The organism is Delftia sp. RIT313 (assembly GCF_000632165.1).
GTDB classification, from domain to species: Bacteria; Pseudomonadota; Gammaproteobacteria; order Burkholderiales; family Burkholderiaceae_C; genus Comamonas; species Comamonas acidovorans.
In genome coordinates, this window is the sequence record NZ_JFYT01000033.1 from 65,374 (window position 1) to 91,328 (window position 25,955).

Here is a 25,955-nt window from a genome sequence, read left to right on the forward strand (position 1 = left end):
TCTTCATCCTTTGCGGCCCAGAAGGCCATGGGGTCGCAGCAGCAGCACCGCGGCCATGGCCACGTAGATCATCAGGCGCGCGCCCTCGGGCCACAGCGTGCTCATCACGCTTTGCACGATGCCGATCAGCAGGCCGCCGACCAGGGCGCCGCCGAAGCTGCCCAGCCCGCCCACGACCACGATCACGAAGGCCACGCCCAGCGCCTCCACACCCATGAAGGGCTCGGCGCCGCGTATGGGCGCAGCCAGCACGCCGGCCAGCGCCGCCGTGGCCGCGCCCAGCGCGAACACCAGGCTGAAGATGCGCAGCACGTTCACGCCCAGCAGGGACACCATCTCGGTCGATTCGCTGCCCGCGCGCACCGCACTGCCCAGCCGCGTGCCCTCCAGCAGCCACCACAGCAGCACGGCCAGCACGGCCGTGAAGCCGATCACGAACAGCCGGTACTTGGGATAGACGAAGCTGCCCCACATCACCACGCCCTGCAGCAGATCGGGCACGGCCACGCTGTCGCCCAGCGGGCCCCATTGCACGATCACCAGCTCCTGCACCACCAGGGCCAGGCCCACGGTGACGATGATGTGGAACTCATGCGCCTTGGCATACACATGGCGCAGCATGAGCTTTTCCACCAGCCAGCCCAGCGCGCCCACGGCCAGCGGCACCACGACCAGGGACAGCCAGAAACTCATGCCCCAGCGCGTCATCTGGTAGCAGAAATAGGCGCCCAGCAGGTAGAAGGCACCGTGCGCGAAATTCACGAAACGCAGCAGGCCGAAAACGATGGACAGGCCCACGGCCAACAGGAAATACAGCATGCCTATGCCGATCCCGTTGATGGTCTGAAGCAGATAGATGCTCATACAGGGTCCGAAACGATGGACGAAGGAGGCGCCGTGGCGGCCTTGATGCGCGGTTCGCCATGAAACTGGCGAGGCCCAGGCGAGGGGCACCGAGCAAGGGCCGCCCCGCCGCGAGGGTGCCGTCCCCCCCGCGACGCGAGAGGGGGAAGCGGCGTAGCCGCTCAGGGGGCTTTCAAGCCAATTTGCAGCCGGTCTGATCGATGGGCAGGAAGGACTTGCCGGAGCTGACCACATCCACGTAGTCGTCCTTGTTCTTCATCTTGGACTTGGCCTTGCCCTTGAGCAGGTAGTAGCTCTTGAGCACCTGGTGGTCGGCCTTGCGCACTTCTTCCTCGCCCGTCAGGCCCTGGTACTTCATGCCTTCCAGCGCGGCGACCACGGCCTTGGGGTCGGCCGTGCCGGCCTTGATGATGGCGTCGATCATCAGCTTGGTGCAGATGTAGTGGCCGGCCAGGCTGTAGTTGGGATTGGCCTTGAACTTGTCGTTGCAGCGCTGCACCAGATCGCGGTTGAGCGGCGTGTCCACCGTGTGCCAGTACTGGGCGCCGAAGTACACGCCGTCGCACAGGTCGGCGCCCAGCGATTCGAACTGCTCCAGCCCCGAGGCCCAGGCGATCAGGATGGTCATGTTCTTGTTCATGCCGAAGCTGATGGCCTGGCGCAGCGTGTCCGAGGACTGGGCGCCGAAGTTCAGCAGCAGCAGCACGTCGGGCTTGGCGGCCACGGCATTGGTCAGGTAGCCGCTGAACTCCTTTTCGGTCAGCGAGTGGTAGCTGTTGCCCACATGCTCGATGCCCTTTTCCTTGAAGATGTTCTTGGCCGCCGTCAGCAGGCCGTCGCCGAACACGTACTGCGGCGTGATGGTGTACCAGCGCTTGGCCTTGGGCAGGGATTCGACCAGCGGGCGCACGGTCTGCTCGATGGCGCCGAAGGTGGGTGCCGACCAGCGGAAGGTGGCGCTGTTGCAGTCCTTGCCCGTGATCTCGTCGGCGCCTGCGGTGGTGATGAAGATGCCGCCGGCCTTCTCGGCCTCCTTGCCCATGGCCAGCGCCTCCGACGACAGGATGCCGCCTGCGAAGAAGCGCGTGCCCTGCTGCTGCGAAGACTCCTGCAGCTTGCGCACGGCCGTGGCGGGCTTGCCCTCGGTGTCCAGCACGGTGTAGGCCAGCGGCCGGCCCAGCGCCTTGCCGTATTGCTCGATGGCCAGCTTCATGCCCAGGTCCGCATACTTTCCGTTGGCCGCGAAGGCGCCCGACATGGGCACGGGGCAGGCGAACTGGATGCTGTCCTTGGACTGCGCCCAGACGCTGCGGCCCAGGCCCAGCGATGCGGGCAATGCGCCCAGTGCCGAGAGTTGCAGGAGGTGACGACGTTGCATGGGATCTCCGTGATGGGAACTGAAGGCGCGGCGGCCCGGGTACGCTTTTCAGAGCAAGTTGCATGCCAGTCGAAATGGGTGCGTGCAGGCTCCTTGATTCATATTTATAGTGATAAATAGAAGAAATAGGGCGCGTGCTAACCCTAGGCGGGCACGGCCACGCGCCATGGCGGTGCATACTGCACCAAACCCGCATGCAGACTGGGCGCGGACACGATCCGGTGCCCTTCCGGAGAACACAACAATGGATACACCCAAGTCGCCCTCCCTGGCAATCCGGCAGCTCAAGCGCCCGGATCTCGTGGCCCAGGAGATCAAGCGCCTGATCACCGAAAAGAACCTCAGCCCTGGCGACCGCCTGCCGCGCGAAAGCGAGCTGCAGGCACAGTTCCAGGTCAGCAAGGGCACGATCCGCGAGGCCCTCAAATCGCTGGAAGTGCAGGGGCTGATCACCATCTCCACCGGCCCTTCGGGCGGTGGCACGGTCGTCGAGGTGCCGCTGGACCGCACGCTGCAGTTCATGCAGAACTACCTGTTCTTCCAGGAGGTGACCATCGACGACATCTACACGGTGCGCCAGATGCTGGAGCCCGAGCTGGCGGCAGGCGCCGTGCCCCATCTGACCGAGGCGGATTTCGACGCGCTGGAGCACAGCATCGCCTGCTGCGACCCCACGCAAAGCAGCGAGGACCTGGTGAGCCAGCGGCGCGAGGACGTGAACTTCCACGACATCCTTGCAGCGGCCAATCCCAACCCCTTCCTGCGCTTCACCTGCGAGCTCATCAACGAGATGATTCGCCAGCTCATCGTCTTCGCCAACCGCACGCCCCAGTCCGAGCACCGGCGCTTTGGCGAGGCCAATGCCCGGATCCACCGCGACATCGTGCAGGCCGCACGCGAACGCGATGCCGTGACGGTGCATGCGCTGATGCAGCAGCACATGCGGGATGCAGCCAGCAGCGTCAAGCGCATGAAGGGCCGCATCCAGGGGCGGCTCATCCTGGATGCCGACAGCCTGCGCAGCCCGCGTCCGCAACGCGCCGTGCAGCCGGTGGAAAAGCCGGCGATGGCAGTGCCGAGGACTGCACCAAAAAAGGCACCGAAACCGGCAGCAAAAGCAGCGCCAACAACAACGGCAAGGCCGGCCGCAAAGACCGCCGCAAAAGCCGTCGCGAAGACCAATGCAAAGCCCACTGCAAAGGCGGCTCCGAAGGCACCTCCAAAGGCGCTGCCCAAGCCACCCTCCGTGCGTGCCGCCGCCGCACGCAAGCGCGCGGCCTCCTGAACTGTCCCGCGCCGGTCATTGCCGCCCCGCGCCACGCGTTTCGCGCCGCCCGCTGCTGGTATGCTGCCGCGCGCTCGGCCTTCACGCATTCCACCCCCTCACGAGACAACAGCATGAGACAAACCCCTTTCGCATCTTCCCGTACCCCTGCCCTGTGGCGCGCCCTGGCCGGCGGCCTGGCGCTGGCGGCCACGCTGGCGGCGCCCTTCGCCCATGCCCAGGGCGCAGGCAGCTATCCGTCCAAGACCATTCGCCTGGTCGTGCCCTTTGCGCCTGGCGGCTCCACCGACATCCTGGGCCGCCTGCTGGCGCAAAAGATGGGCGAGAGCATGCACACCACGGTGGTGGTGGACAACAAGCCCGGCGCCAACGGCACCATCGGCTGCGACCTGGTGGCCAAGGCGCCGGCCGACGGCTACACCGTGGTGCTGGGCGATGTGGGCTGCATGGCCATGGCCAAGGGCCTGTACACCAAGCTGCCCTATGACCCGCTGCGCGACTTCGCGCCCATCAGCCTGGTGGCACGCAGCCCGCTGGTGCTCACCGTGGGCGCGCAAAGCCCGTTCCACTCGCTCAAGGAGCTGACGGCGGCGGCCCAGGCCCAGCCCGGCAAGCTCAACTACCCCTCGTCGGGCACGGGCGGCCCCAACCATCTGGGCGCCGAGCTGTATGCCATGCAGGCCAAGGTCAAGATCGGCCACGTGCCCTACAAGGGCAGCGCGCCTTCCGTGGTGTCGCTGGCAGCCGGTGAGACCGACTTCGGCTTTCTCACGGCCGTGACGATTGCCGCGCAGCTCAAGGCCGGCAAGGTGCGCGCCCTGGCCGTGGCCCACAACGAACGCCTGCAGTCCATGCCCGACGTGCCCACCATGTCCGAGGCCGGCCTCAAGGACTTCACGGCCGATGCCTGGTTCCTCGCGGCCGTGCCCGCAGGCACGCCCAAGCCCATCGTGGACAGGCTCTACGCCGAGATCGCCAAGGCCCTGCCCGCGCCCGAGGTCAAGGAAAAGCTGGACGCCATGGGCGTGCTGCCCTCGGGCCTCAAGCCCGATGCCTCGGCCCAGTTCCTGCGCGTGGAAGTGGACAAGTGGCGCGATGTGATCAAGAACGCGGGCATCACGCTGGACTGATTTCGCAGCCTTGCCGTTGCCATGTAAAAAGCCCCTGCGGCCTCACGGCCCAGGGGCTTTTCTCATGTGCCGGAGATGCTCAGTTCGTTTCCGTCAGGGCATCGCCCAGGGCGCTGACCAGCCGCTCGATCTCGGCCTTCTCGCTGATGAAGGGCGGCGCGATCTGGATGGTGTCGCCGCCGTAGCGCACGTAAAAGCCCTTGTCCCAGCACTTCATGGCGATCTCGTAGGGACGGCGGGCCGGCTCGCCGGGCAGCGACTCGATGGTGAAGCCCGCAGCCAGGCCGAAGTTGCGGATGTCGGCCACATGCTTTGCTCCCTTGAGGCTGTGCACGGCCTGCTCGAAGAACGGGGCCAGCGCGCGCACGCGGCCCGGGCCGTCCTCGCGCTGCAGCAGGTCCAGCGCGGCCACGCCTGCTGCGCAGGCAATGGGATGGGCCGAGTAGGTGTAGCCGTGCGGGAACTCCAGCATGTACTCGGGGCCGCCCGCTGCCATGAAGGTGTCGTAGATCTCCTTGCTGGCCACCACGGCGCCCAGGGGCTGGGCGCCATTGGTCACCTGCTTGGCGATGTTCATGATGTCGGGCGTGACGCCGAAGGCCTCGGCCCCCGTCATGGCGCCGCAGCGGCCAAAGCCCGTGATGACCTCGTCGAAGATCAGCAGGATGTTGTTCTGCGTGCAGATCTCGCGCAGGCGCTGCAGGTAGCCGGCCGGCGGAATCACCACGCCGGCCGAGCCCGAGAAGGGCTCGACGATGACGGCCGCGATGTTGCTGGCGTCATGCAGGGCGATCAGGTCCAGCAGCCGGTCGGCCAGCGCGCGGCCATCGGTGGCGGGCATGCCTTTGTGGAAGGACCCCAGCGCCGGCTGCGTGTGCGGCAGGTGGTCGGCCTCCACGCCCTGGCCGAAGGTCTTGCGGTTGCCCACCATGCCGCCGACGGAGATGCCGCCGAAGTTCACGCCGTGGTAGCCCTTCTCGCGCCCGATCAGCCGGGTCTTGCCGCCCTGGCCCTTGGCGCGCCAGTAGGCGCGTGCCATCTTCAGCGCCGTGTCGGCCGCCTCCGAGCCCGAGCCCGTGAAGAACACATGGTCCAGGCCTGCAGGCGTCAGCTCCTTGATCTTGTTGGCCAGCGCGAACGAGGCCGGGTGGCCGAACTGGAAGGCCGGCGCATAGTCCAGCTGCTGGGCCGCGCGGCCGATGGCTTCGGCGATCTCGCGGCGGCCATGGCCCAGGCCCGAGCACCACAGGCCCGACAGGCCGTCGAAGATCTTGCGGCCGTCGGCATCGGTGTAGTAGGCGCCCTGGGCGCTGGTGATCATGCGCGGGCGCGCCTTGAACTCGCGGTTGCCGGTGAAGGGCATCCAGTGGGCGTCAAGCCAGGCGGCATCGGTGCGCGTGGCGGCTGCAGCGCCTTGTTCGGTGGGAACCAGGGTCATGGTGATCTCCTCGGGCCGGGAAAGAAATAAAGGAACCGGCCCATTGTGATCGTGCCTTTTGATTTCTCGAAGTGCGTGATATCGAGGTTCACTTGCGGATTCCTGCAAGTGAGCAGGGGCTTGCCGGTCCGGGCCCGGAGAGCGCGCATTGTGGGAATCCATGGCCGATGCCGCCCTGGTGCTCGCCTATAGTGGCTCCCCTGTAGTGGTGGCCGGTTCAGGCGGGCACCGGGAGGCGAAGGGCGATGGCGGATTTTTCGATGGACAGCACCCCAGGCCGCCCGGCGCGGGACGGGCGCGCGCGCGCCGCGCTGGGCCAGCTGGGCGACATGGACCTGCGCCTGCTGCGCGTGTTCAAGGCCGTGGTCGAGTGCGGCGGCATGTCGGCTGCCGAGCTGGAGCTGAACATCGGCAGCTCCACGCTGAGCCGCCATATGAAGGACCTGGAGGAGCGCCTGGGCCTGACGCTGTGCCGGCGCGGGCGCGCGGGCTTCGCGCTCACGCCCGAAGGCCATCGCATCTACGAGGCCACCCTGCAACTGCTCGGTGGCGTGGAAGGCTTCCTGGGCCAGGTGGACGACATCCATGGCCGGCTGGCCGGCACGCTGGACGTGGCGCTGTTCGACAAGACCGTGGGCAATCCGCAGTCGCGCATTCCCGAGGCGATCGGCGTTTTGCACGACCAGGCGCCGCAGCTGCATCTGCGCCTGCATGTGGCCTCCATCCAGGCCATCGAGCGCGGGCTGATGGAGGGGCGCTGGCAGGTGGGCGTGCTGCCATCGGCACCCAGTTCGGGCGCGCTGGACAGCGCCCGGCTGTTTGGCGAGCGCATGCAGCTGTACTGCGCTCCCGGCCATCCGCTGCATGGCGCCGACCATGGCGCGCTGGACTGGGGCAGCCTGGGCGCACATGCCTTTGCAGGTCTGGGCTACCAGTCGCCCAACATGGCGCTCAGCCACCAGGCCGGCCTGCAGCGCCAGGCCACGGGTTTTGACCAGGAGGCCATTGCCATGCTGGTGCGATCGGGCCGCTACCTGGGCTTTCTGCCCGATCACTATGCACAGGCCATGCAGGACCAGGGCCTGCTGCAGGCCGTGGCACCGCACCGCTTTTTCTATCTGTGCGATTTCTTCGCGGTCTGGCGCAATGCCGTGGCCCCTGGGCGTGCGGCCCGGGTGTTCATTGAAGCCCTGCTGTCCGTGCACCATGGATGAACGGGTTCATCACAGCCTTGGAAAGAGGAAATTCACAGGTTTGATATCAGGATGTGCACAGGTTTTTGCACAGCTTGTGCTCAGGTTTTTGCAGCGTATGCGCTTGACAATGTTTGGCATTGTGGCCGGTGCCAGGGCTTCAGTCCGCCCCGATTGCGCCGACATGCATGCATGGATTCCGTGTCGGCCCTGGGCCGTACGAGCAGCGCCTTGATACCAACGATTTCGCATTTCCCGGGTTCTTGCCACCATGCGCCGCCATGTCCACCTCTCTTGCCGCCACGGCAGGGCCGGGTTTCAGCCCGTGCCGCCATCGACCATCCTGGCCAGGGTCTCGGCCAGCCATTTCCCGAATGAGTCTGCGCCAAGGGGCTGCATGGGTATCGGCATGGGCATGTTCATCTCCGTGCTCCCGGCAGGCTCAGGCTGCAGCCGTGGGCGGCGCCATCGCGGCGGCGGCATCGGCACGGCGGCGCAGGCCCCGTTCCCAGAGCTTTTCATGGAAGAAGAAGGCCACGGCCTGGACGGTGGGCTCCAGCAGGCTGAGCGTCAGCGCGGCCCAGAGGTTGCGGGTCACGGCATAGGCCACGGCCGCCGCCACCGTGACGTGGATGACGTAGTAGCTGGCGGTTTTCATCAGCGTGTGGCGGTGGTGGTGCAGGGTCTGGCGGATGCGGGTCATGGGGCTTTCCTCGGGGCTTCTCTCGTGATGAGACTCCATGCTAGGTGTGATCAATAGCTGCGGCCAATCGAAAATGATTATCAAAGACATGAAGACTATCGATGGCGGGCAGGCAGGTGCCGTGGCCCTATGCCATTCAGGGGGGGCGCCATGAATTGGGACGAGATCTTCGTGCTCGGATGGGCACCCCATCCGCAGTGGTTCCAGTGGCTGCATCCGGGCCTGGTGACGCTGTCGGTGGTGGTGGCCGTGGCCACGTCGATGATGGCCATGCAGATCGCGGGGCTGGCGCGCAATGCCGCCTCGCCCCGGATACGCCGCACCGGCGTGCTGACCGGCGCCTTCTGTCTGGGCGCCGGCATCTGGGCCATGCATTTCATCGGCATGCTCGCCTTTGTGCCCTGCACCTTCGGCGACTACGACCCCTGGATCACCGCGCTGTCCATGTTGCCCAGCATGCTGGCGTCCTGGCTGGCGCTGACGCTGATGGTGCGGCCCCGGCTGTCCGCCCAGGCGCTGGTCGGCGGCGGCGTGCTCATGGGGCTGGGCATTGGCTCCATGCACTACATCGGCATGGCGGCGGCCCAGACCTGGAGCCTGATGCTCTACGACCCCTGGGGCGTGCTGCTGTCGGTGATCGTGGCCGCCACCATGGCCATGCTGTCGCTGTGGGTGCGCTTTCGGCTGGGCAACACGGGCCGCCTGTGGCCCACCCTGGTGGCCGGCATAGTCATGGGCCTGGCCATTTCCTGCATGCACTATGCGGGCCTGTACGCACTGCGCCTCAAGCCCGGTATCGATGCGCTGGCGCAGCAGGAGGCGCCCACGCATGCGCTGCTGGTGTTCTCCATCGTGGGCGTGGTGGTGCTGATCTTCGGCCTGGTGCTCGCGGTCAACATGACGCTGCGCTACCGCCAGATCTACCGGCAGGTCCAGCGCAGCGAGTCGCGCCTGCGCGCCGTGGTGGATACGGCGGTGGACGGCATCGTGATGATCGACGGGCGCGGCAGCATCGTCTCGTTCAACGGCGCGGCCGAGCGGCTGCTGGGCTGGACGGCGCAGGAGGTGCTGGGCCGCAGCGCCAGCCTGCTCATGCCTGCGTCGGGCTGCGATGGTGAGGGCGGCTCGCTGGAAAAGCAGCTGGCCGCGGGCTTTGCAGGCCTGCTCGGCTCCAGCCGCGATGTCCATGCCCTGCACAAGGACGGCACGCAGATCGCCGTGCGCCTGGCCGTGGGCCGGGTGGCGATTGCGGGCGATCCGCTGTTCGTGGGCTTTGTGACCGACATCCGCGAGCGCCGCCAGATGCTGCAGTCGCTGCGCCGCAGCGAGGAGCAGTACCGCACCCTGATCAACAACGTGCCCGGCACCACCTTCCGCTGCCTGTACGACGGCAAGTGGACGCCGCTGCTGCTCAGCCGCTCCATCAAGGAGCTGACCGGCTGGACCGAGCAGGACTTCACGGACGGACTCACGGGCTGGGACCGGCTCATCCATGCCGAGGACCGCGACCGGCTGGAGGCTGCGGTCTCGCATTCGCTGTCACGGCGCCAGACCTACAACGCCGACTACCGCCTGCTGCACCGCGACGGCAGCACCCGCTGGGTGTCCGAGACCGGGCGCGGCGTCTTCAACGAGCACGACGAGCTGACCTGGATCGACGGCGTGATCATGGACCAGACGGCGGCGCGCGCGCGCAATGCCGAGTTCGAGGGTACGGTGCGCGCCATCGACCTGTCGCTGGCCACCATCGAGTACGACCTGCTGGGCCAAGTGCTGCGCGCCAACCGCAATTTCCTGGACCTGTTCGGCTACCGGCTCGACGAGGTCGCGGGCCGCCACCACGGCATGTTCTGCGAGCCCGGCTATGCCCACACGCCCGAGCATGTGCAGTTCTGGCGCCGCCTGGCCGAGGGCGAGTTCCAGGCCGGCGAATTCCTGCGCTGCGGGCGCGAGGGGCGGCGCATCTGGGTGCAGGCCACCTACAACCCCATACGCGACGCCGACGGCCGGCCCTACAAGATCGTCAAGCTGCTCACCGACATCAGTGCCCAGCGCAAGCTGGCCCAGGAGCTGGTGCTGGCCAAGGAGCATGCCGAGGCCGCCGCCGCCGCGCGCAGCACCTTCCTGGCCAACATGAGCCACGAAATCCGCACGCCCATGAACGCCATCATCGGCTTCACCGAGGCGCTGCGCGAAACCGCCCTGCAGCCTACGCAGGCGCGCTACCTGGACACGGTGCACTACGCGGCGCGCTCCATGCTGCGCCTGCTCAATGACATCCTGGACACGGCCAAGCTCGACAAGGGCGCGGTGGAGCTGGAGATCGAGGATTTCTCGGTGCGCGAGCTGTGCCAGCAGATCCTGGCGTCGCTGCGCATCACGGCCGACCGCAAGGGCCTGGACCTACGCCTGGACTACGACCCGCACACGCCGGCCGCGCTGCGCGGCGACGGCATGCGCGTGCAGCAGATCCTGGTGAACCTGCTGGGCAATGCCGTGAAGTTCACCGAGCGTGGCCATGTGCTGCTGCGCGTGCGCTACGAGCAGGGCGTGCTGCAGCTCGATGTGCATGACACGGGCATCGGCATCGCGCCCGAGAAGATCCACCGCATCTTCGACCCCTTCGCCCAGGCCGATGCCTCGACCACGCGGCGCTTTGGCGGCACGGGCCTGGGCACGACCATCTCGCGCCAGCTGGCCGAGCTCATGGGCGGCAGCATCCAGCTGCACAGCACCGTGGGCGTGGGCACGGTGTTCGAGGTGCGCCTGCCCCTGCCGGTCGGCGAGAGCCCGCTGTCCGAGCGCGGTGCGGCCAGCCGCGGCCTGCCGCCGCTGCACATCCTGGCCGTGGACGATGTGCCCGAGAACCTGGAGCTGCTGCAGATCAACTTCTCCAGCCAGAACCACCAGATGGCGCTGGCGCATGACGGCGCCGAGGCGCTGCGCTGCGTGCAGGCGCAGGAGCCGCCCTTCGACGTGGTGCTGATGGACCTGCAGATGCCGGGCATGGACGGCCTGGCGGCGGCGCGCGCCATCCGCGTCTGGGAGCGGCAGCTGCAGCGCCGGCCCGTGCCCATCGTCGCGCTGTCGGCCAGCGTGCTGGAGAAGGACCGCAGCGACGCCAGCGCCGCCGGCATGGACGGCTTTGCCTCCAAGCCGCTGGACATGGCGCGGCTGCAGGCCGAGATCGCGCGGCTGCTGTCGCTGCAGGTGGCGCTCAAGGAGGCCAGGCCGCCCGCGCCCGCCAGCGCCCAGGCGGGGCTGCCCGATGTCACGGTGGACTGGGCCTCGGGCATTGCGCTGTGGGGCCGGGTCGATCCGCTGGTGGCCGCCATTCGGCGCTTTCTGAACGAGCAGCTCGACCTGGCCGATCGCCTGCGCCGCGCCCTGCAGCGCCCGGGGACCGAAGCCCTGGTGGGCCTGGCCCACCGCGTGCGCGGCGCGGCAGGCAACCTGGGGCTGCAGGCCGTATACCGCCTGGCATCGCGCCTGGAAGGCCATGCGCAGGATGGCGCCCCGCAGCCCCAGCTGCTTGCCCTCATCGACCAGTTGCAGCAGGCGCTGGATGCCGTGACGCAGGAGCTGCGCCAGCGCCATCCGGCCGCCATGCCGGTGGCCGAGGTCGCGGGCCAGGCGCTGCCCGGCGGCACGGCACCGGCGCCGCCCGTGGCCGATGCCGGGCCGCAGGGCGGCGCGTCCTGCCTGCCGGCCGATGCCCGGCCCTGGCTGGAGCGCATCGTTGCCGCATTGCAAAGCGGGGAGCTGGACGGGCAGGCCATGCAGGCCCTGGTGCGCATACTGACGGCCGAACAGCTGCAACCACTGCAGCAGGCACTGGATAATTTCGACTTCGAGCGTGCGCAGGAATGCGCCCAGCAGCTGCAGCAGCAACTGCCCTCGATCGATGGAGACAGAGCATGAATGCGCCCAATCTACTGGCAACGGACAAGCGCCCGCGCCTGCTGCTGGTCGATGACGACCCGACCAACCTGCATGTGCTGCGCCAGATCCTGGGCGAGGACTACCGGCTCTCGTTCGCCACGGACGGGCGCAAGGCACTGCAGCTGGCACAGCACCAGCCGGACCTGATCCTGCTGGACATCATGATGCCCGAGCTCGATGGCTACGCCGTGTGCCGCCAGCTCAAGGCACAGGCCGACACCGCCCGCATCCCGGTGATCTTCATCACGGCTCTGTCGGACGGGCAGGACGAGGCGCTGGGCTTTGCCTCCGGCGCGGTGGACTACATCGTCAAGCCCGTGCGTGCGCCCGTGGTGCGCGCGCGGGTGCGCAACCACCTGTCGCTGGTCAAGCTCGACGAGCTGCGCAGCACGCGCCTGCAGATCGTGCAGCGCCTGGGCCGCGCGGCCGAGTACCGCGACAACGAAACCGGCATGCACGTGATCCGCATGAGCCACTACGCAAAGACGTTGGCGCTGGCGGCCGGCTGCACCGACGAGTGGGCCGACGACCTGCTCAACGCCGCGCCCATGCACGACGTGGGCAAGATCGGCATCCCCGACGCCATCCTGCTCAAGAACGGACCGCTGACGGCCGAGGAATGGACGGTCATGCGCCGCCATCCGCAGATCGGCGCCGAGATCATCGGCGAGCACGACTCCCAGGTGCTGCAGATGGCCTACAGCATTGCGCTGACCCATCACGAGAAATGGGACGGCACGGGCTACCCGCAGGGCCTGGCGGGCGAGGGCATTCCGCTGGCCTCGCGCATCGTGGCCGTGGCCGACGTGTTCGATGCCCTCACCACGGAGCGCCCCTACAAGCACGCCTGGACCGTGGACGACGCCATGGAGCACATAGAGCAGCAGGCCGGCGCCCACTTCGACCCGCGCCTGGTGCCGCTGTTCATCGGCCTGCGCCCGCAGCTCGAAGACATACGCGAGCGCTGGAAGGATTGACCGCACCGGCAGCACCGATTCCGGCAGGGCATGCTGGGGCATGGGCCATCGCTTACCCTGGCGGGCCTGCCATCGGCGCTCAAATGACCTGTCCATGTCTTCTCCCCCGTCCCTCGCTGGCCGCTTCCATGTCCGCGCACTGACCGCTGCCGACCTGTCCGATCTGCTGCACATCCAGCTGGCCTGCTATGGCGCGGACTATGCCGAGAGCGGCGAGGTCTTTGCGCGGCGCCTGGCCAGCGCGGCGAACTGCTCGCTGGCGCTGGAGCAGGGCGGCCGGGTGCGCGCCTACCTTGCGGCCTACCGCAGCCGGGTGGCCAAGATCACCCCGCTGCACGGTGACTTCGAAGCCGTGGAACAGGCCGACACCCTCTACCTGCACGACATGGCCGTGCACCCCGACGCTGCAGGCCAGGGCCTGGCGCGCGCGCTGCTGGCGCCGCTGTGGGACAGGGCGCGTGCCGAGGGCCTGCGCCACACGGCCCTGGTCTCGGTGCAGGGCTCACGCGGCTACTGGGAGCGCCATGGCTATGCCGTGCAGGCGCTGGTGAACCCGCTGCAGCAGCAGCGCCTGGACAGCTATGGCGATGATGCGCTGTACATGGTCCGGCCGCTGTAGGGCGCGGTGTCGCGTGAGTGGCCGGCAGGGCGTGTTGAGGGCGTGTTGATGGGGTTTTGGCCGGGGACGTGGTGGCCGCCTCTGGTCATAATGCGCGCCATGCCCGATCGCTGGAAACCCAATGTCACTGTGGCGGCCATCATTGAGCGCGATGGCCGTTTTCTGCTGGTGGAAGAAGACACGGCCGATGGCGTGCGCTACAACACGCCCGCAGGCCATCTCGACCCGGCCGAGTCGCCCATCGCCGCCTGCGTGCGCGAGGTCGATGAGGAAACTGCGCACGACTTCGTGCCCACGGCCCTGGTCGGCATTTACCTGAACCGCTTCGTGCGCACGCGCACGGGTTCGGACATCACCTATTTGCGCTTTGCATTCACGGGCGAGCTGGGCGACTTCCGGCCCGGCCAGCCGCTGGACGACGGCATCCTGCGCACGGTCTGGATGACGCTGGACGAACTCAAGGCCTGCGCAGCCCAGCACCGCAGCCCGCTGGTGATGCAAAGCATCGAGGACTACCTGGCCGGCCGCCGCTACCCGCTGGAGCTGATCCATACCGATCCCAGCGTGATGCAGGCTCCGCAGCCCCACTGAGTCACCAAGGCACCGAGCACCATGCCGGCCCTGTCTGTCACAAAACGCCACGCTCCCGCGTCTTGATGGCATGCAGACCTCCTCCGCCCCTGACGATCCCCTGGCGCTGTTCGAGCGCCACCGCCCGCGCCTGTTCGGCCTGGCCTACCGCATGCTGGGCCAGCGCGCCGATGCCGAAGACCTGGTCCAGGAAGCCTGGCTGCGCTGGCATGGCGCCGAGCGCGCCGGCATAGAGCAGCCCGAGGCCTGGCTGGTCTCCGTGACCACGCGCCTGGCCATAGACCGGCTGCGCCGCCTGCGCGCCGAGCGCGAGCACTACCAGGGCTTCTGGCTGCCCGAGCCCCTGGTCCAGCCCTGGGCCGAGGAGGCCGCCTCCTCGGCCGAAGACCTGCTGGAGCGTGCCCACGACGTGTCCACGGCTCTGATGTTCGTGCTGGAGCAGCTCACCCCCGACGAACGTGCGGCCTTCCTGCTGCGCGAGATCTTCGATGCCGACTATGCCGAGGTGGCCCAGGCCCTGGGCCGCAGCGAGGCCGCCTGCCGCCAGCTCGTGCACCGCGCCCGCAGCCATGTGCAGGCCGGCCGCCCGCGCTTTGCGGCGCCGCCCGAGGCCCATGCCGCGCTGCTGCAGCGCTTTGCGCAGGCCGTGCAGGGCGGGAACTTCGCGCAGATCCAGGCGCTGTTCGCGCCCGATGCCGAGCTCATCAGCGACGGCGGCGGCAAGGTGCCCTCGTTCGGCCGCGTGCTGGAGACGGGCCGGCGCCTGGCCCTGCTGTACTTCGCCACCACGCGCCGCATGCGGCGCAACGGCCAGCGCCAGACCCTGCACCTGGCGCGCGTCAACGGCCTGCCGGGCCTGCTGCGCTGCATCGACGGCGAGCTGGAGTCCGTGCAGACGCTGCTGGTCGAGGACGGCCTGATCCGCTGCATCTACACGCTGCGCAACCCCGACAAGCTGACCGGCGTGGCCGTGCCGGCGCCATTGCCGTTCCCTGTAGGCCCGGCAGGCCCTGCAGCGTAGTCAGAGGGTCAGATGAACTGAAGATCGCGGGGCGTGACGCCCTCGAACACGCGCTGCAGCTGGGCCGGGCTCAATCCATACATGCGCTGGAACAGGCCGCCCAGCACGGCGCGGTACTCGTTGAGCACGGGATGGTCGCGGTTCTGGAACAGGTTTTTCTGGTTGACCTCGACCTGCTCGCCCACGATGCGACCGCCAGCATGCGAGGACAGCCCGCCGCCCAGCAGCCAGTAGGTCGTGCCGTGGCCGTGGTCCGTGCCCTTGTTGCCGTTCTCGCGGAAGGTGCGGCCGAACTCGCTGATCACCACCACCACCGTATGCCGCCAGGCCTCGGGGCCGATCTCCTGGGCAAAGCCGGCCAGGCCCCGGCCCAGCTCGTCCAGCCGCCCGGCCAGCGCGCCCGTGGCGCCGCCCTGGGCCACGTGCGTGTCCCAGCCGCCCACATCGACGAAGCCCAGGTCGAAGCGATCGCGCATCAGGGCCGCCATGCGCTGCGCCACCAGGGCAAAGCCGCGTGCGCTGATGGCATTGCGCCCGGCTTGGTCCATTTCCTCCTGCACGCTGCGCTGCACGGCATCACGCACCTCAAAGCCCTCCTGCACGGCCGGGCCCAGGGCAGTGCCCGCGTACATGGCGGCAATGGCCTGGCTGCGGCGATCGTCCAGGCCGCCCTTGCCCACGGATGCCAGCGCCATGTTGGCGGCCGGCAGGCTGCCGCGCAGCAGCAGCGGAAGCTGGGGCGTGAAGGCCATGGGCGATACCGCCGTGCGGCCATCCTGCCCCAGCACCTGGGCCAGCCGGTTCAGAAAGCCCGACTGGTAGCTGCGGCGCCCGTCCAGGCCCTGGCCCAGCTCGATGGAGTCCTGCGTCTCGAAATGGCTGCGCGACAGGTCGTGCGTGCCCGCAAAGGGCACAAAGCAGGCCTGGCCTGCCTGGAACAGCGGGTGGATGCTGTCCTGCAGCACCGGGTGCAGGCCCCAGCGGTCGTCCAGCGCCAGGGCGCCCCGGGCCTCACCGGGCCGGGCAATGGCGATGCTGGGGCGGGCCTCGTAGTAGAAGTCGCTGTGCGTGGGCACGAGCAGGTTGCTGCTGTCATAGGCGCCGCGCAGGAACACCAGCAGTAGGCGCGGCGTGGCTGGCCGGGGCGTGGCGGCCTGCAGCCGGCCCAGGTGGGCGGCAAAGGGCAGGGTGGAGGCCAGGGACAGAAAGTGGCGTCGCTGCATGGACAGTCTCCCGGGGGTCAGCGGAACATCATTTCGGGGGCGGACAGGAAGTAGGTATTCCAGTCCGCCGGATTGCGGGCCTGGGCCAGTGCCGCCTGCGTGGCCTGGCTCCACTGCGGCAGGCGCTGGCGCACGCTGGCCAATTCCGACAGCGTGGGGTAGGGCGGCTTCTCCAGCGCGTCTGCGGGGTCGGCGCGGAACAGCACGGCGCTGCGCGTGGCGATCTGGCGCGCCACCTCGAAGCGCGCCGCCATCTGGCCCGAGCTGGCCCAGTCGGACTGCATCTGCGGATAGCCGTCCGGCGTCTCATGCGCATAGAGGTTCTGCCCCAGCCGGTTGACCCAGCCCAGCACGGGCGCCACGTCGGCCGCCACGCGCTGGTCCACCGACAGCCGCGTGGCGGCCAGCACGTAGTGCAGCGGATCGCGGAACTTGCGGCCGAAGCGGGCAGCCTCGGGATCGGCCAGCAGCGCCGCCACGGTGGCCGCGATATCGCCCCGGCTGCGCGTGAAGGCCTGGGCCGTGCGCTGCACCAGGGCGGGCGGCGGATCGTCGGCAATGAAGAACACCGCCAGCTTGCGCGCGATGAACTGCGCCGTGGCCGGCGAGGCGACGATGCGGTCCAGCGCCTCCTGGACCTCGGCCATGCCGCGTGCGTGCAGGGGCTGGCCCAGGAAGGTCTTGGGGCCGTAGTCGTGCCGGTTGGGGTTGAACTCGAAAAAGCCCGAGCGCAGGTAGTCGCCCTGGCGCTCGGGGCGCATGCGCGGCGGCGGCGTGCCGGCCGGCTGCAGGCTGATGCCCACGCCGGTCAGGATGCGCGCCATCTCCTGCACATCGGCCTGGGTGTAGCCGCTGCCCACGCCCATGGTGTGCAGCTCCAGCAGTTCGCGCGCGTAGTTTTCGTTGATACGGCCTGCCGCATTGCTGGCGTTGTCCAGGTAGCGCAGCATGGCCGGGTGGCGCAGCGAGGCTTCCAGCAGGCTGCGAAAACTGCCCAGCGCATGCGGGCGTATGGCCTGCTCCTCGTAGTCGCCCACCCAGGCGCGGATATCGGCCTTGCGCAGGCTGACGCTGAAATGGTTCATCCAGAACCAGGTCATCTGCTCCTGCAGCTGCGCTGGCGAGTACAGCGCACGGATCACGAAGCGCTTCTGGGCATCGTTGCCCAACTGGTTCAGCGTGCGCTGGTAGGTCTGCTGCAGCGCGGCCTTTTCATCGGCTGATGCCGCCTCCTGCACGGCCTTGCGCTGGGTCTCCAGTTCCAGCAGCACCTCGTTCATGGGGCGCTGGCTGATGGCCAGCTGGTCAATCCGCTGCTGTGCCTGCGGCGGCAGCGGCCGGGGGGCGGGCTGCAACTGCCGGGCCAGCCAGGCCTTGAGGCCCAGGCGCTGCAGCTGTGCATCCTCGCTGTCGTTGGCGCCCCAGGTCACGCGGTCCAGCCATTGCTGGCGCTGCGCGGCGGTGAGGGGCGCATCGGGCAGGGCCTGGAGTGCAGGCGTTGCGGAGGAGGGCGGCGCCTGCAGGGGCGCGCAGCCTGTGGCCAGGGTGATGGCGCAGAACGTGAGAGCGATGGCGAACGGCGATGTGCGGCGCATGGTGTCTCGGTGGGTAGGGGGCATCCATTGGACGCCAGCATCCTCCGCCCATGTGCTTCGCCCTGTAAAGCGCCGGTAGCAAAAAGTAAAAGGCAAAAAAAAGCGGAGTGTGAAGCACTCCGCTTTTTTTGAGGGACCCGGCCTTATTTGCTGGGCCGGCTCGCGCATTCCGCGCACTGTCCGTACAGGGCCATCGAATGGTCCTGGATCACCCAGCCCTTGGCCTTGGCGATCAGGTTCTGGCGCTTTTCGATATCGGGATCGTAGAACTCTTCGACCTTGCCGCAGCTGGTGCACACGAAGTGGTCGTGGTGCTGGCCTTCATTGAGTTCGTAGACGGCCTTGCCGCTCTCGAAATTGCTGCGGATGAGGATGCCGGCCTGCTCGAACTGCGTGAGCACGCGGTAGACCGTGGCCAGGCCGATGTCCGAGCGTTCGTCCAGCAGCACGCGGAACACGTCTTCGGCCGTCATGTGGCGTTGCGCACCCGTCTGGAAGATCTCCAGGATCTTCAGGCGGGGAAGCGTGGCCTTCAGGCCGGTACTCTTGAGTTCGTCGATGTTCTTCATGTCTGGGTCTTTGGCAGAGACTGCCCGCTGGACTGCCACCATGGCAGGCGCGGGGCGGCGAACAAAATGGCCCTGGTGCCAGGGGCGTCGCATGATCGCAAGCCCTAGGGACCAGCCGCTACAATGATCCACGATCATATCCCTATGCTGATACCAATGCATGTTCAAGCCCGTTGCCGCACGAGTGCGGCCCTGATGCTGTCGATCGGGGTGGCGCTGGCAGGCTGCAGCAGCCTCGATGGCGCCGCGCACCGAGTCGCCAATGTCGTCACTCCCTACAAGGTCGAGGTCGTCCAAGGCAACTTCGTCTCCCGTGAACAGGTCGAGGCCCTGCAGCCCGGCATGAGCCGCCAGCAGGTGCGCGACATTCTCGGCACGCCGCTGGTCACCAGCGTATTCCACGCCGATCGCTGGGAATATGTGTTCACCATCAAGCGCCCCGGCGTCGATTCTCAGGTGCGCAAGCTGACCGTCTTCTTCAACGGCGACCTGTTTGCCCGCTCCGAAGGCGATGAGATGCCCACCGAGGCCGAATTCGTCGCCAGCCTGGGCTCCAAGAAGAAGCTGGGCAAGATTCCTCAACTGGAAGCCAGCGAGGAGCAGCTGTCCAAGTTCCCGGCCGCCAAGCCTGTGGAAGAGCCCGTGGCCGAGCCGCCGGCCGCAGCGGCCAGCTACCCGCCACTGGAATCCGGCGCCCGTTGATATCGCCGCCCGCGCGCCGCAAGGCATGCGGGCGTTTTTCCGTGGATGGCGGCCGCCGCGGCGCCTGTCTGGCGCCCCTGTTGCCTGCTGTCCATGCATTGAGCTTGTGCATCCCTTTCCCGACATGAACGCCACGACTGCCACTTCCTCCAGCAACAACCAGCGCCTGCGTGTGGCCGTGGCCGGCGCCTCCGGCCGCATGGGCCGCATGCTGATCGAGGCCATCGCGCAAAGCGATGACCTTGTGCTGGCCGCCGCGCTGGACCGCGCCGACAGCCCTTCGCTGGGCACCGACCCCTCGGCCTTCCTGGGCCAGCCCAGCGGCATCGCCATCGAAAGCGATGTGCGTGCCGCGCTGTCCAAGGCCGATTGCCTGATCGACTTCACGCGCCCCGAAGGCACGATGGACCACCTGGCCATCTGCGCCGAGCTGGGCGTCAAGCTGGTCATCGGCACCACGGGCTTCAGCGACGAGCAAAAGGCCCGCATCGCCGAGTACGCCCAGCGCACGGCCGTGGTGCTGTCGCCCAACATGAGCGTGGGCGTGAACGTGACCTTCAAGCTGCTGGAGATGGCGGCCAAGGCGCTGTCCAGCGGCTATGACATCGAAATCGTCGAGGCCCACCACCGCCACAAGGTCGATGCCCCCTCGGGCACGGCCCTCAAGATGGGCGAGGTCATCGCCGAAGCCCAGGGCACGAAGCTGGCCGACCGCGCCGTCTACGAGCGCTTCGGCCACACCGGCGCGCGCGAGGACAACACCATCGGCTTTGCCACCGTGCGCGGCGGCGACATCATCGGCGACCACACGGTGCTGTTCGCGGGCACGGGCGAGCGCATCGAGATCTCGCACAAGTCCAGCAGCCGTGCCGGCTATGCGCAGGGCAGCCTGCGGGCGGCGCGCTTCCTGGCAGGCAAGGCAACGGGCCAGTACGACATGAACGATGTCCTGGGTCTGTGATGGCACAGACCCTGGGCCGTAGCGCCGCGTACCTCTCTTTGGCCATACGGGCGAGATAAAGACCATGACCGGCCCACTCTGGCTCTGGTGGCAGCAAGGCGACGCCGTGGCGCGCGGCACGGCGCTGCTGCTGCTGGCGCTGTCGGTGGCCAGCTGGGTGGTCATCGTCTGGAAGATCTGGTTCATGGCCGCCAGCCGCCGCCGCGTTCCACAGGCCATTGCGGCCTTCTGGAGTGCGCCGGACCTGGCCACGGGCCAGGCACGCATGGCCGAGGGCGATCGCCAGCAACTGGTGGCGCCCATGGCCGGGGCCGTGTCCCAGGCCCTCGCGCCCACGGGCAGCAGCGGCATGGCGCTCTCGGGGCGCGCAGCGCGCTCCGTGCGCCTCACGCGCGGCCTGCGCCAGGCGCTGCAGTCGGCCAGCCACCAGCTTCAATGGGGCCAGACCCTGTTGGCCACCGTGGGCGCCACGGCGCCCTTCGTCGGCCTGCTGGGCACCGTCTGGGGCATTCACCACGCGCTGGCCACATTGGCCGGCAGCGGACAGATCGGCATCGAGCAACTGGCCGGCCCTGTGGGCGAGGCCCTGGTGATGACGGCAGCCGGCCTGGCCGTGGCCCTGCCAGCCGTGCTGGCCTATAACCTGCTGGGCCGCGCCGCCGCCCAGATGGAAGCCCTGCTCGAAGGCTTTGCCCATGACCTGCAGGCCATGTTCGGCCTGGAGCAGCCCGGGCAGGCGCAGCAGGATGACGGCATGCCCGTCGCCGGCCTGCCGGCCGGCCCCATGGACGCACCCTGACCGGGCGGCCAGGCAGGAGCGCACATGGCCTTCGGACGACTGAGCGGCAAGGAGAGCGCCCCCCAGCCCATGCACGCCATCAATGTCACCCCGCTGGTGGACGTGATGCTGGTGCTGGTGGTCATCTTCATTCTTGCGGCACCCATGCTGGCCGCCTCCCTGCGCGTGCAATTGCCCCAGGCCCAGGGCACCCAGCCCATGGCGGCTGCGGGCGAGGACGATGCGCTGCTGCTGGAGGTCGATGCGCAGGGCGCGCTCTGGGTGCAGGGCCAGCCCACCACGCCCGAGGCACTGCGCGAGCGCCTGGCCCGGCTTGGCGCCCGCAATCCCCAGGCCGAGCTGCAATTGCGTGCCGACCAGGCCGTGCCCTATGGCCGCGTGGCCGAGCTCATGGGCTGGGCCCACGCGGCGGGCCTGACGCGCATGGGCTTCGTGGCGGAGCCTGCGCGAAGCCAGGAGGGCCGGTCCGCCGCCGTCCTGGGCCCCTCCGGCGCCGGGCGCTGAAGCGCCGCCGGGCCTGCGCCCGCGAAACTATTCCTGCCCTTCGGGCCAGCGCTCGCTACCCGCCAGCCGCAGATGCTGGCCATGGTCCGAGGAACGCTGGTACAGGCTGAGCCCGAACAGGGGCAGCATGCCGATCAGGTGGTCGAAGATCGCACCCTGTATGGCCTCGTACTCCACCCAGACCGTGGTGCTGGTGTAGCAAAACAGCTCCAGCGGCACGCCCATGGGCGAAGGCTCCATGGTGCGCACCAGCAAAAACATGTTCGGCGTCTTGTGGATGTGCGGATGGCGCAGCAGGTAGGCGTATGCATAGGCCTTGAAAACGGCCAGATTGCTGAGTTGCTGCGCGGCCATCTCGCTGCCTGCAGGCGCGTCGGCCATGCGCAGGTCGCCGCTGCGGGTCCAATGGTCCTTCAGGGGCTCCAGCAGCGCCAGTTTCTGCCGCTGCTCGGGCGTCAGCAGGCGGATGGTGTGGGCGTCTATGTGCAGCGAGCGGCGGATGCGGCGCCCGCCCGACTCGAACATGCCGCGCCAGTTCTTGTAGCTGTCGCTCATCAGCCGCCAGGTGGGAATGGTGGTGATGGTCTTGTCCCAGTTCTGCACCTTCACCGTGTGCAGCGCGATGTCGATCACGAAGCCATCGGCGCCGACCTGGGGCATCTCTATCCAGTCGCCCACGCGCAGCATGTCGTTGGAGCCCAGCTGCACGCCGGCCACGAAGGACATGATGGTGTCCTTGAAGATCAGCATCAGCACGGCCGAGGCCGCGCCCAGGCCCGACAGCAGCAGCAACGGAGAGCGGTCCACCAGGGTGGCGACGATGAGCACGATGGCGATCAGGAACACCAGCAGCTTGCCCAGCTGCACATAGCTCTTGATCGAATGGGCCTGCGTGGCCTTGCGCTCTTCCTTGAGCTCGTGCGCCTCGTTCATGGCGTTGAGCAGGGCGCTGATCACGCGGGCCACGTGGTAGATGGTGCAGGCGATGGCCAGGTTCAGGATCAGCGTGGCCCACTGCGGCTGCAGCTGCGGTATGGCCTGCACGCCCGACTGCATGACCAGCGAAGGCACGGCCTTGGCCAGCCGCTGCAGCACGCTGTCGTGCAGCAACACCTGTGCCCATTCCATCTCCACCAGCGTGCTGCGCATGCGCGGAAGCACGCGCAGCAGCAGCCATTGCACGACAAACCCCGCCGAGCGGGCCAGCAGCACCAGCGCGCACAGCGCGGCCAGGGCCTGCATGACGGGATCCCAGCCGGAAATCAAAGACCAGTTCAGCAAGAAAAACTCCAGGGCATTGCAGTGCCGGCCTGCCTGCGGCCGGCACCATGAGGCCGCGCGCGGTGGCGGCATGCCCGGGAGATGCGCATCGGTTCCTGCGCAAGCCCGGGCTGGCGATGGAGGAACGCCTGCGGCATTGCGCCGCAGAGTTGGCAAGCATACGCAGTGCGGCTTTTCCCCGTGCCACAGGCGGGCAAGCGGCCGCCGATGACGCAGTACCGCCTGCGGGCTTGTGGGCGGCTTCGGGCACGGCCGGGCCGGGGGCCTAAAATCGCCGGTTGATTCCGGCAATCCACCTTGTCAGGCCCCTGGGCCGCAGCACCATGCAAGAGAAATACAACCACATCGACGTTGAGCGCGCAGCGCAAGACCACTGGTCCGCCCGCGACGCTTACCGCGTGACCGAAGACCAGGCCAAGCCCAAGTTCTACGCCTGCTCCATGCTGCCCTACCCCAGCGGCAAGCTGCACATGGGCCATGTGCGCAACTACACCATCAACGACATGCTGACGCGCCAGCTGCGCATGAAGGGCTACAACGTCCTCATGCCCATGGGCTGGGACGCCTTCGGCCTGCCGGCCGAGAACGCTGCGCTCAAGAACAAGGTGCCGCCCGCGCAGTGGACCTACGACAACATCGCCTACATGAAAAAGCAGATGCAGGCGATGGGGCTGGCCATCGACTGGAGCCGCGAGATCGCCACCTGCGACCCCGACTACTACAAGTGGAACCAGTGGCTGTTCCTGAAGATGCTGGAAAAGGGAATTGCCTACCGCAAGACCCAGGTCGTGAACTGGGACCCGGTGGACCAGACCGTGCTGGCCAACGAGCAGGTCATCGACGGCCGCGGCTGGCGCACGGGCGCGCCGGTCGAAAAGCGCGAAATCCCCGGCTACTACCTGAAGATCACCGACTACGCCCAGGAGCTGCTGGACCATGTCCAGGTGGGCGGCGACAAGGCCACGCTGACCGGCTGGCCTGAAAAAGTCCGCCTGATGCAGGAAAACTGGATCGGCAAGAGCTCCGGCGTGCGCTTTGCGTTCACCCACGACATCCGTGGCGCCGACGGCCAGCCCATCCAGGACGGCCGCCTGTACGTGTTCACCACGCGTGCCGACACCATCATGGGCGTGACGTTCTGCGCAGTGGCGCCCGAGCATCCGCTGGCCCTGCACGCCGCCGCCACGAGCCCCAAGCTGGCCGCCTTCATCGAAGAGTGCAAGAAGGGCGGCACCACCGAGGCCGAACTCGCGGTCAAGGAAAAGGAAGGCCTGCCCACGGGCCTGTTCGTCACGCATCCGCTGACGGGCGCCCAGGTCGAGGTCTGGGTCGGCAACTACGTGCTCATGAGCTACGGCGACGGCGCCGTCATGGGCGTGCCCGCGCATGACGAGCGCGACTTCGCCTTTGCGAAGAAGTACGGCATCGCCATCCGCCAGGTCATCGCGGTCGAAGGCGAGACCTTCAGCACCGAGGCATGGGCCGACTCGTACGGCGACAAGCAGCGCGCTGTCTGCATCGAATCCGGCGAACTCGACGGCCTGCCCCATGCGGCGGCCGTGGACAAGGTGGCCGAACTGCTGGCGGCCAAGGGCCTTGGCGAGAAGAAAACCACCTGGCGCCTGCGCGACTGGGGCGTGAGCCGCCAGCGCTACTGGGGCACGCCGATTCCCATCATCCACTGCGAGGACTGCGGCGCCCAGCCCGTGCCCGCCAAGGACCTGCCCGTGGTCCTGCCCCAGGACCTGGTGCCCGATGGCTCGGGCAACCCCCTGATCAAGAGCGAAGCCTTCCACGCCGGCGTGGTCTGCCCCTGCTGCGGCAAGAGCGCGCGCCGCGAGACCGACACCATGGACACCTTCGTGGACTCGTCCTGGTACTTCATGCGCTATTGCGACGCCAGGAACAGCGAGCAGATGGTGGCGGAAGGCGCCGAGTACTGGATGCGGGACCAGAATGCCGCCACCGGCGGCAGCGGCATGGACCAGTACATCGGCGGCATCGAGCACGCCATCCTGCACCTGCTGTACGCGCGCTTCTGGACCAAGGTCATGCGTGACCTGGGCCTGGTCAAGGTCGATGAGCCCTTCACCAAGCTGCTGACCCAGGGCATGGTGCTCAACCACATCTACAGCCGCCGCACGGCCAAGGGTGCCAAGGAGTACTTCTGGCCCAAGGATGTCGAGCATGTGTTCGACGAGACCGGCAAGATCGTGGGCGCCAAGCTCAAGGCCGAGGTGGACAGCGCCGATGGCCTGCTGCCCGTGGGCACGGACATCGACTACGAGGGCGTGGGCACCATGTCCAAGTCCAAGAACAACGGCATCGATCCGCAGGAGCTGATCGAGAAGTACGGCGCCGACACCGCGCGCCTGTACACCATGTTCACCGCGCCGCCCGAGCTGACGCTGGAATGGAACGATGCCGCCGTCGAAGGCAGCTACCGCTTCCTGCGCCGCGTCTACAACTTCGGCGCCAAACTGTCGCAGATGGACATGGCCGGTGCCGTGCAGAGCGTGGCCGCCGCCAAGTCGCTGGACGACGTGGAGTTCGGCAAGGCCGCCAAGTCCCTGCGCCTGGAGATCCACACCGTGCTCAAGCAGGTGGAATACGACTACCAGCGCATGCAGTACAACACCGTGGTCTCGGGCGCCATGAAGATGATCAACGCGCTGGAGGACTTCAAGTCCTTCGACGACGCGGGCGCCCAGGTGGCGCTGATCGAAGGCTTCGGCATCCTGCTGCGCGTGCTCTACCCGGCCACGCCCCACCTGGCCCATGCGCTGTGGAGCGAGCTGGGCTACGCCGCCCACCTGGGCGACGTGCTGGATGCGCCCTGGCCCCAGGTCGATCCCCAGGCTCTGGTGCAGGACGAGATCTCTCTGGTGCTGCAGGTCAACGGCAAGCTGCGCGGGGCCATCCTGGTGTCCTCGACGGCCGACAAGGCCGAGATCGAGCGCATCGCCCTGGCCAACGAGGAATGCCAGAAGTTCACCAACGGTGCCGTGCCCAAGAAGGTGATCGTGGTGCCTGGCCGCCTGGTCAACGTCGTGGTCTAGGCCATGGCATGCCCCCTGAGGCGCTGCGCGCCTTCCCCCTCTCGCTTCGCGGGGGGGACGACACCCTCGCTGCGGGGCGGCCCTTGCTCGGTGTCCCTCGCTTTGGGCGCGACCGTTGCAA

21 protein-coding genes are annotated in these 25,955 nt (G+C 67.9%); 13 read left to right on the forward strand and 8 right to left on the reverse strand.

Translation table 11 applies throughout. The features are described from left to right. Window positions 1-3: 3 nt before the first annotated feature. Together BW39_RS06940 and BW39_RS06945 are read right to left on the reverse strand one after the other, a co-directional pair. Entirely contained in the window at window positions 4-864 is an 861-nt protein-coding gene (locus BW39_RS06940; RefSeq protein ID WP_012207821.1) for a branched-chain amino acid ABC transporter permease, read from the reverse strand. A 172-nt stretch (window positions 865-1,036) separates the two neighbouring features. Then, a complete protein-coding gene (locus BW39_RS06945) occupies window positions 1,037-2,242 on the reverse strand; it encodes an ABC transporter substrate-binding protein (RefSeq protein ID WP_043820695.1) in 1,206 nt (401 codons plus the stop codon). 244 nt (window positions 2,243-2,486) lie between these two features. Here BW39_RS06945 and BW39_RS06950 point away from each other — a divergent pair, with 244 nt between their 5' ends. Both BW39_RS06950 and BW39_RS06955 read left to right on the forward strand, forming a co-directional pair. Further along, window positions 2,487-3,527, forward strand: coding sequence for a FadR/GntR family transcriptional regulator (locus BW39_RS06950; RefSeq protein ID WP_043820697.1), 1,041 nt, complete (start codon window positions 2,487-2,489; stop codon window positions 3,525-3,527). 113 nt (window positions 3,528-3,640) lie between these two features. Continuing rightward, the gene (locus BW39_RS06955; RefSeq protein WP_012207818.1) at window positions 3,641-4,657 is read left to right on the forward strand and encodes a Bug family tripartite tricarboxylate transporter substrate binding protein; all 1,017 of its coding nucleotides are present in this window, start codon (window positions 3,641-3,643) and stop codon (window positions 4,655-4,657) included. A 79-nt stretch (window positions 4,658-4,736) separates the two neighbouring features. On the opposite strand, the gene BW39_RS06960 is transcribed toward BW39_RS06955, so the two are convergent. After that, the gene (locus BW39_RS06960; protein ID WP_043820699.1) at window positions 4,737-6,095 is read right to left on the reverse strand and encodes an aspartate aminotransferase family protein; all 1,359 of its coding nucleotides are present in this window, start codon (window positions 6,093-6,095) and stop codon (window positions 4,737-4,739) included. A gap of 245 nt (window positions 6,096-6,340) precedes the next feature. Here BW39_RS06960 and BW39_RS06965 point away from each other — a divergent pair, with 245 nt between their 5' ends. Then, window positions 6,341-7,309, forward strand: a complete 969-nt coding sequence (locus BW39_RS06965) for a LysR family transcriptional regulator (RefSeq protein ID WP_043820702.1) — start codon at window positions 6,341-6,343, stop codon at window positions 7,307-7,309. A gap of 421 nt (window positions 7,310-7,730) precedes the next feature. Here BW39_RS06965 and BW39_RS06970 read toward each other — a convergent pair whose 3' ends face one another. Beyond that, window positions 7,731-7,991, reverse strand: a complete 261-nt coding sequence (locus BW39_RS06970; RefSeq protein ID WP_013804781.1) for a DUF2061 domain-containing protein — start codon at window positions 7,989-7,991, stop codon at window positions 7,731-7,733. 150 nt (window positions 7,992-8,141) lie between these two features. Between BW39_RS06970 and BW39_RS06975 the strand changes: the two genes are divergently transcribed. The 5 genes from BW39_RS06975 to sigJ all read left to right on the forward strand — a co-directional run bounded on the left by BW39_RS06975 (window position 8,142) and on the right by sigJ (window position 15,141). Beyond that, window positions 8,142-11,912, forward strand: coding sequence for a PAS domain S-box protein (locus BW39_RS06975; protein WP_043820703.1), 3,771 nt, complete (start codon window positions 8,142-8,144; stop codon window positions 11,910-11,912). After that, entirely contained in the window at window positions 11,909-12,910 is a 1,002-nt protein-coding gene (locus tag BW39_RS06980) for a response regulator (RefSeq protein ID WP_043820705.1), read from the forward strand. Before BW39_RS06975 ends, BW39_RS06980 begins: the two co-directional genes overlap by 4 nt. A gap of 94 nt (window positions 12,911-13,004) precedes the next feature. After that, a complete protein-coding gene (locus BW39_RS06985) occupies window positions 13,005-13,529 on the forward strand; it encodes a GNAT family N-acetyltransferase (RefSeq protein ID WP_043820707.1) in 525 nt (174 codons plus the stop codon). A gap of 90 nt (window positions 13,530-13,619) precedes the next feature. Continuing rightward, window positions 13,620-14,120, forward strand: coding sequence for an NUDIX hydrolase (locus BW39_RS06990; RefSeq protein ID WP_012207810.1), 501 nt, complete (start codon window positions 13,620-13,622; stop codon window positions 14,118-14,120). A 70-nt stretch (window positions 14,121-14,190) separates the two neighbouring features. Beyond that, entirely contained in the window at window positions 14,191-15,141 is a 951-nt protein-coding gene (sigJ, locus tag BW39_RS06995; protein WP_043820713.1) for an RNA polymerase sigma factor SigJ, read from the forward strand. 8 nt (window positions 15,142-15,149) lie between these two features. Here sigJ and BW39_RS07000 read toward each other — a convergent pair whose 3' ends face one another. The 3 genes from BW39_RS07000 to fur all read right to left on the reverse strand — a co-directional run bounded on the left by BW39_RS07000 (window position 15,150) and on the right by fur (window position 18,528). Beyond that, window positions 15,150-16,364, reverse strand: a complete 1,215-nt coding sequence (locus BW39_RS07000; protein ID WP_043820715.1) for a DUF1501 domain-containing protein — start codon at window positions 16,362-16,364, stop codon at window positions 15,150-15,152. 17 nt (window positions 16,365-16,381) lie between these two features. Then, a complete protein-coding gene (locus BW39_RS07005; protein WP_043820716.1) occupies window positions 16,382-17,959 on the reverse strand; it encodes a DUF1800 domain-containing protein in 1,578 nt (525 codons plus the stop codon). Window positions 17,960-18,102: 143 nt separating this feature from the next. Continuing rightward, window positions 18,103-18,528 carry a ferric iron uptake transcriptional regulator gene (fur, locus tag BW39_RS07010; protein WP_013804774.1) on the reverse strand — a complete coding sequence of 142 codons (426 nt, stop codon included), beginning with the start codon at window positions 18,526-18,528 and terminating at the stop codon, window positions 18,103-18,105. A 156-nt stretch (window positions 18,529-18,684) separates the two neighbouring features. Between fur and BW39_RS07015 the strand changes: the two genes are divergently transcribed. The 4 genes from BW39_RS07015 (at window position 18,685) to BW39_RS07030 (ending at window position 21,494) form a co-directional block, all read left to right on the forward strand. Then, a complete protein-coding gene (locus BW39_RS07015) occupies window positions 18,685-19,230 on the forward strand; it encodes an outer membrane protein assembly factor BamE (RefSeq protein WP_043820717.1) in 546 nt (181 codons plus the stop codon). A 124-nt stretch (window positions 19,231-19,354) separates the two neighbouring features. Further along, window positions 19,355-20,191: a 4-hydroxy-tetrahydrodipicolinate reductase gene (gene dapB, locus BW39_RS07020; protein WP_043820718.1), complete on the forward strand. Its 837-nt coding sequence runs from the start codon at window positions 19,355-19,357 to the stop codon at window positions 20,189-20,191. A gap of 64 nt (window positions 20,192-20,255) precedes the next feature. Continuing rightward, on the forward strand, window positions 20,256-20,990 hold the full coding sequence (locus BW39_RS07025) for a MotA/TolQ/ExbB proton channel family protein (RefSeq protein WP_043820719.1): 735 nt from the start codon (window positions 20,256-20,258) through the stop codon (window positions 20,988-20,990). Between the two features lie 24 nt (window positions 20,991-21,014). Then, a complete protein-coding gene (locus BW39_RS07030) occupies window positions 21,015-21,494 on the forward strand; it encodes an ExbD/TolR family protein (RefSeq protein WP_012207802.1) in 480 nt (159 codons plus the stop codon). A gap of 27 nt (window positions 21,495-21,521) precedes the next feature. Here the strand turns inward: BW39_RS07030 and BW39_RS07035 are convergent, their stop codons facing one another. Then, window positions 21,522-22,736, reverse strand: a complete 1,215-nt coding sequence (locus BW39_RS07035; protein ID WP_043783749.1) for a mechanosensitive ion channel family protein — start codon at window positions 22,734-22,736, stop codon at window positions 21,522-21,524. 362 nt (window positions 22,737-23,098) lie between these two features. On the opposite strand from BW39_RS07035, the gene leuS reads away from it, so the two are divergent. Beyond that, on the forward strand, window positions 23,099-25,834 hold the full coding sequence (leuS, locus tag BW39_RS07040; RefSeq protein WP_043820729.1) for a leucine--tRNA ligase: 2,736 nt from the start codon (window positions 23,099-23,101) through the stop codon (window positions 25,832-25,834). The last annotated feature ends 121 nt before the right edge of the window (window positions 25,835-25,955 follow it).

Excerpts from the sequence above, each read along its gene's own strand:
- BW39_RS06965 (WP_043820702.1), top strand. The coding sequence starts at position 6,341 with ATGGCGGATTTTTCGATGGACAGCACCCCAGGCCGCCCGGCGCGGGAC.
- BW39_RS07005 (WP_043820716.1), bottom strand. The coding sequence starts at position 17,959 with ATGCGCCGCACATCGCCGTTCGCCATCGCTCTCACGTTCTGCGCCATC.
- BW39_RS07030 (WP_012207802.1), top strand. The coding sequence starts at position 21,015 with ATGGCCTTCGGACGACTGAGCGGCAAGGAGAGCGCCCCCCAGCCCATG.
- BW39_RS06950 (WP_043820697.1), top strand. The coding sequence starts at position 2,487 with ATGGATACACCCAAGTCGCCCTCCCTGGCAATCCGGCAGCTCAAGCGC.
- fur (WP_013804774.1), bottom strand. The coding sequence starts at position 18,528 with ATGAAGAACATCGACGAACTCAAGAGTACCGGCCTGAAGGCCACGCTT.
- dapB (WP_043820718.1), top strand. The coding sequence starts at position 19,355 with ATGAACGCCACGACTGCCACTTCCTCCAGCAACAACCAGCGCCTGCGT.
- BW39_RS06990 (WP_012207810.1), top strand. The coding sequence starts at position 13,620 with ATGCGCGCCATGCCCGATCGCTGGAAACCCAATGTCACTGTGGCGGCC.
- BW39_RS06985 (WP_043820707.1), top strand. The coding sequence starts at position 13,005 with ATGTCTTCTCCCCCGTCCCTCGCTGGCCGCTTCCATGTCCGCGCACTG.
- BW39_RS07000 (WP_043820715.1), bottom strand. The coding sequence starts at position 16,364 with ATGCAGCGACGCCACTTTCTGTCCCTGGCCTCCACCCTGCCCTTTGCC.
- BW39_RS06960 (WP_043820699.1), bottom strand. The coding sequence starts at position 6,095 with ATGACCCTGGTTCCCACCGAACAAGGCGCTGCAGCCGCCACGCGCACC.
- BW39_RS07015 (WP_043820717.1), top strand. The coding sequence starts at position 18,685 with ATGCATGTTCAAGCCCGTTGCCGCACGAGTGCGGCCCTGATGCTGTCG.
- sigJ (WP_043820713.1), top strand. The coding sequence starts at position 14,191 with ATGCAGACCTCCTCCGCCCCTGACGATCCCCTGGCGCTGTTCGAGCGC.
- BW39_RS06945 (WP_043820695.1), bottom strand. The coding sequence starts at position 2,242 with ATGCAACGTCGTCACCTCCTGCAACTCTCGGCACTGGGCGCATTGCCC.
- BW39_RS07035 (WP_043783749.1), bottom strand. The coding sequence starts at position 22,736 with ATGCAGGCCCTGGCCGCGCTGTGCGCGCTGGTGCTGCTGGCCCGCTCG.
- BW39_RS07025 (WP_043820719.1), top strand. The coding sequence starts at position 20,256 with ATGACCGGCCCACTCTGGCTCTGGTGGCAGCAAGGCGACGCCGTGGCG.
- BW39_RS06955 (WP_012207818.1), top strand. The coding sequence starts at position 3,641 with ATGAGACAAACCCCTTTCGCATCTTCCCGTACCCCTGCCCTGTGGCGC.
- BW39_RS06980 (WP_043820705.1), top strand. The coding sequence starts at position 11,909 with ATGAATGCGCCCAATCTACTGGCAACGGACAAGCGCCCGCGCCTGCTG.
- BW39_RS06940 (WP_012207821.1), bottom strand. The coding sequence starts at position 864 with ATGAGCATCTATCTGCTTCAGACCATCAACGGGATCGGCATAGGCATG.
- leuS (WP_043820729.1), top strand. The coding sequence starts at position 23,099 with ATGCAAGAGAAATACAACCACATCGACGTTGAGCGCGCAGCGCAAGAC.
- BW39_RS06975 (WP_043820703.1), top strand. The coding sequence starts at position 8,142 with ATGAATTGGGACGAGATCTTCGTGCTCGGATGGGCACCCCATCCGCAG.
- BW39_RS06970 (WP_013804781.1), bottom strand. The coding sequence starts at position 7,991 with ATGACCCGCATCCGCCAGACCCTGCACCACCACCGCCACACGCTGATG.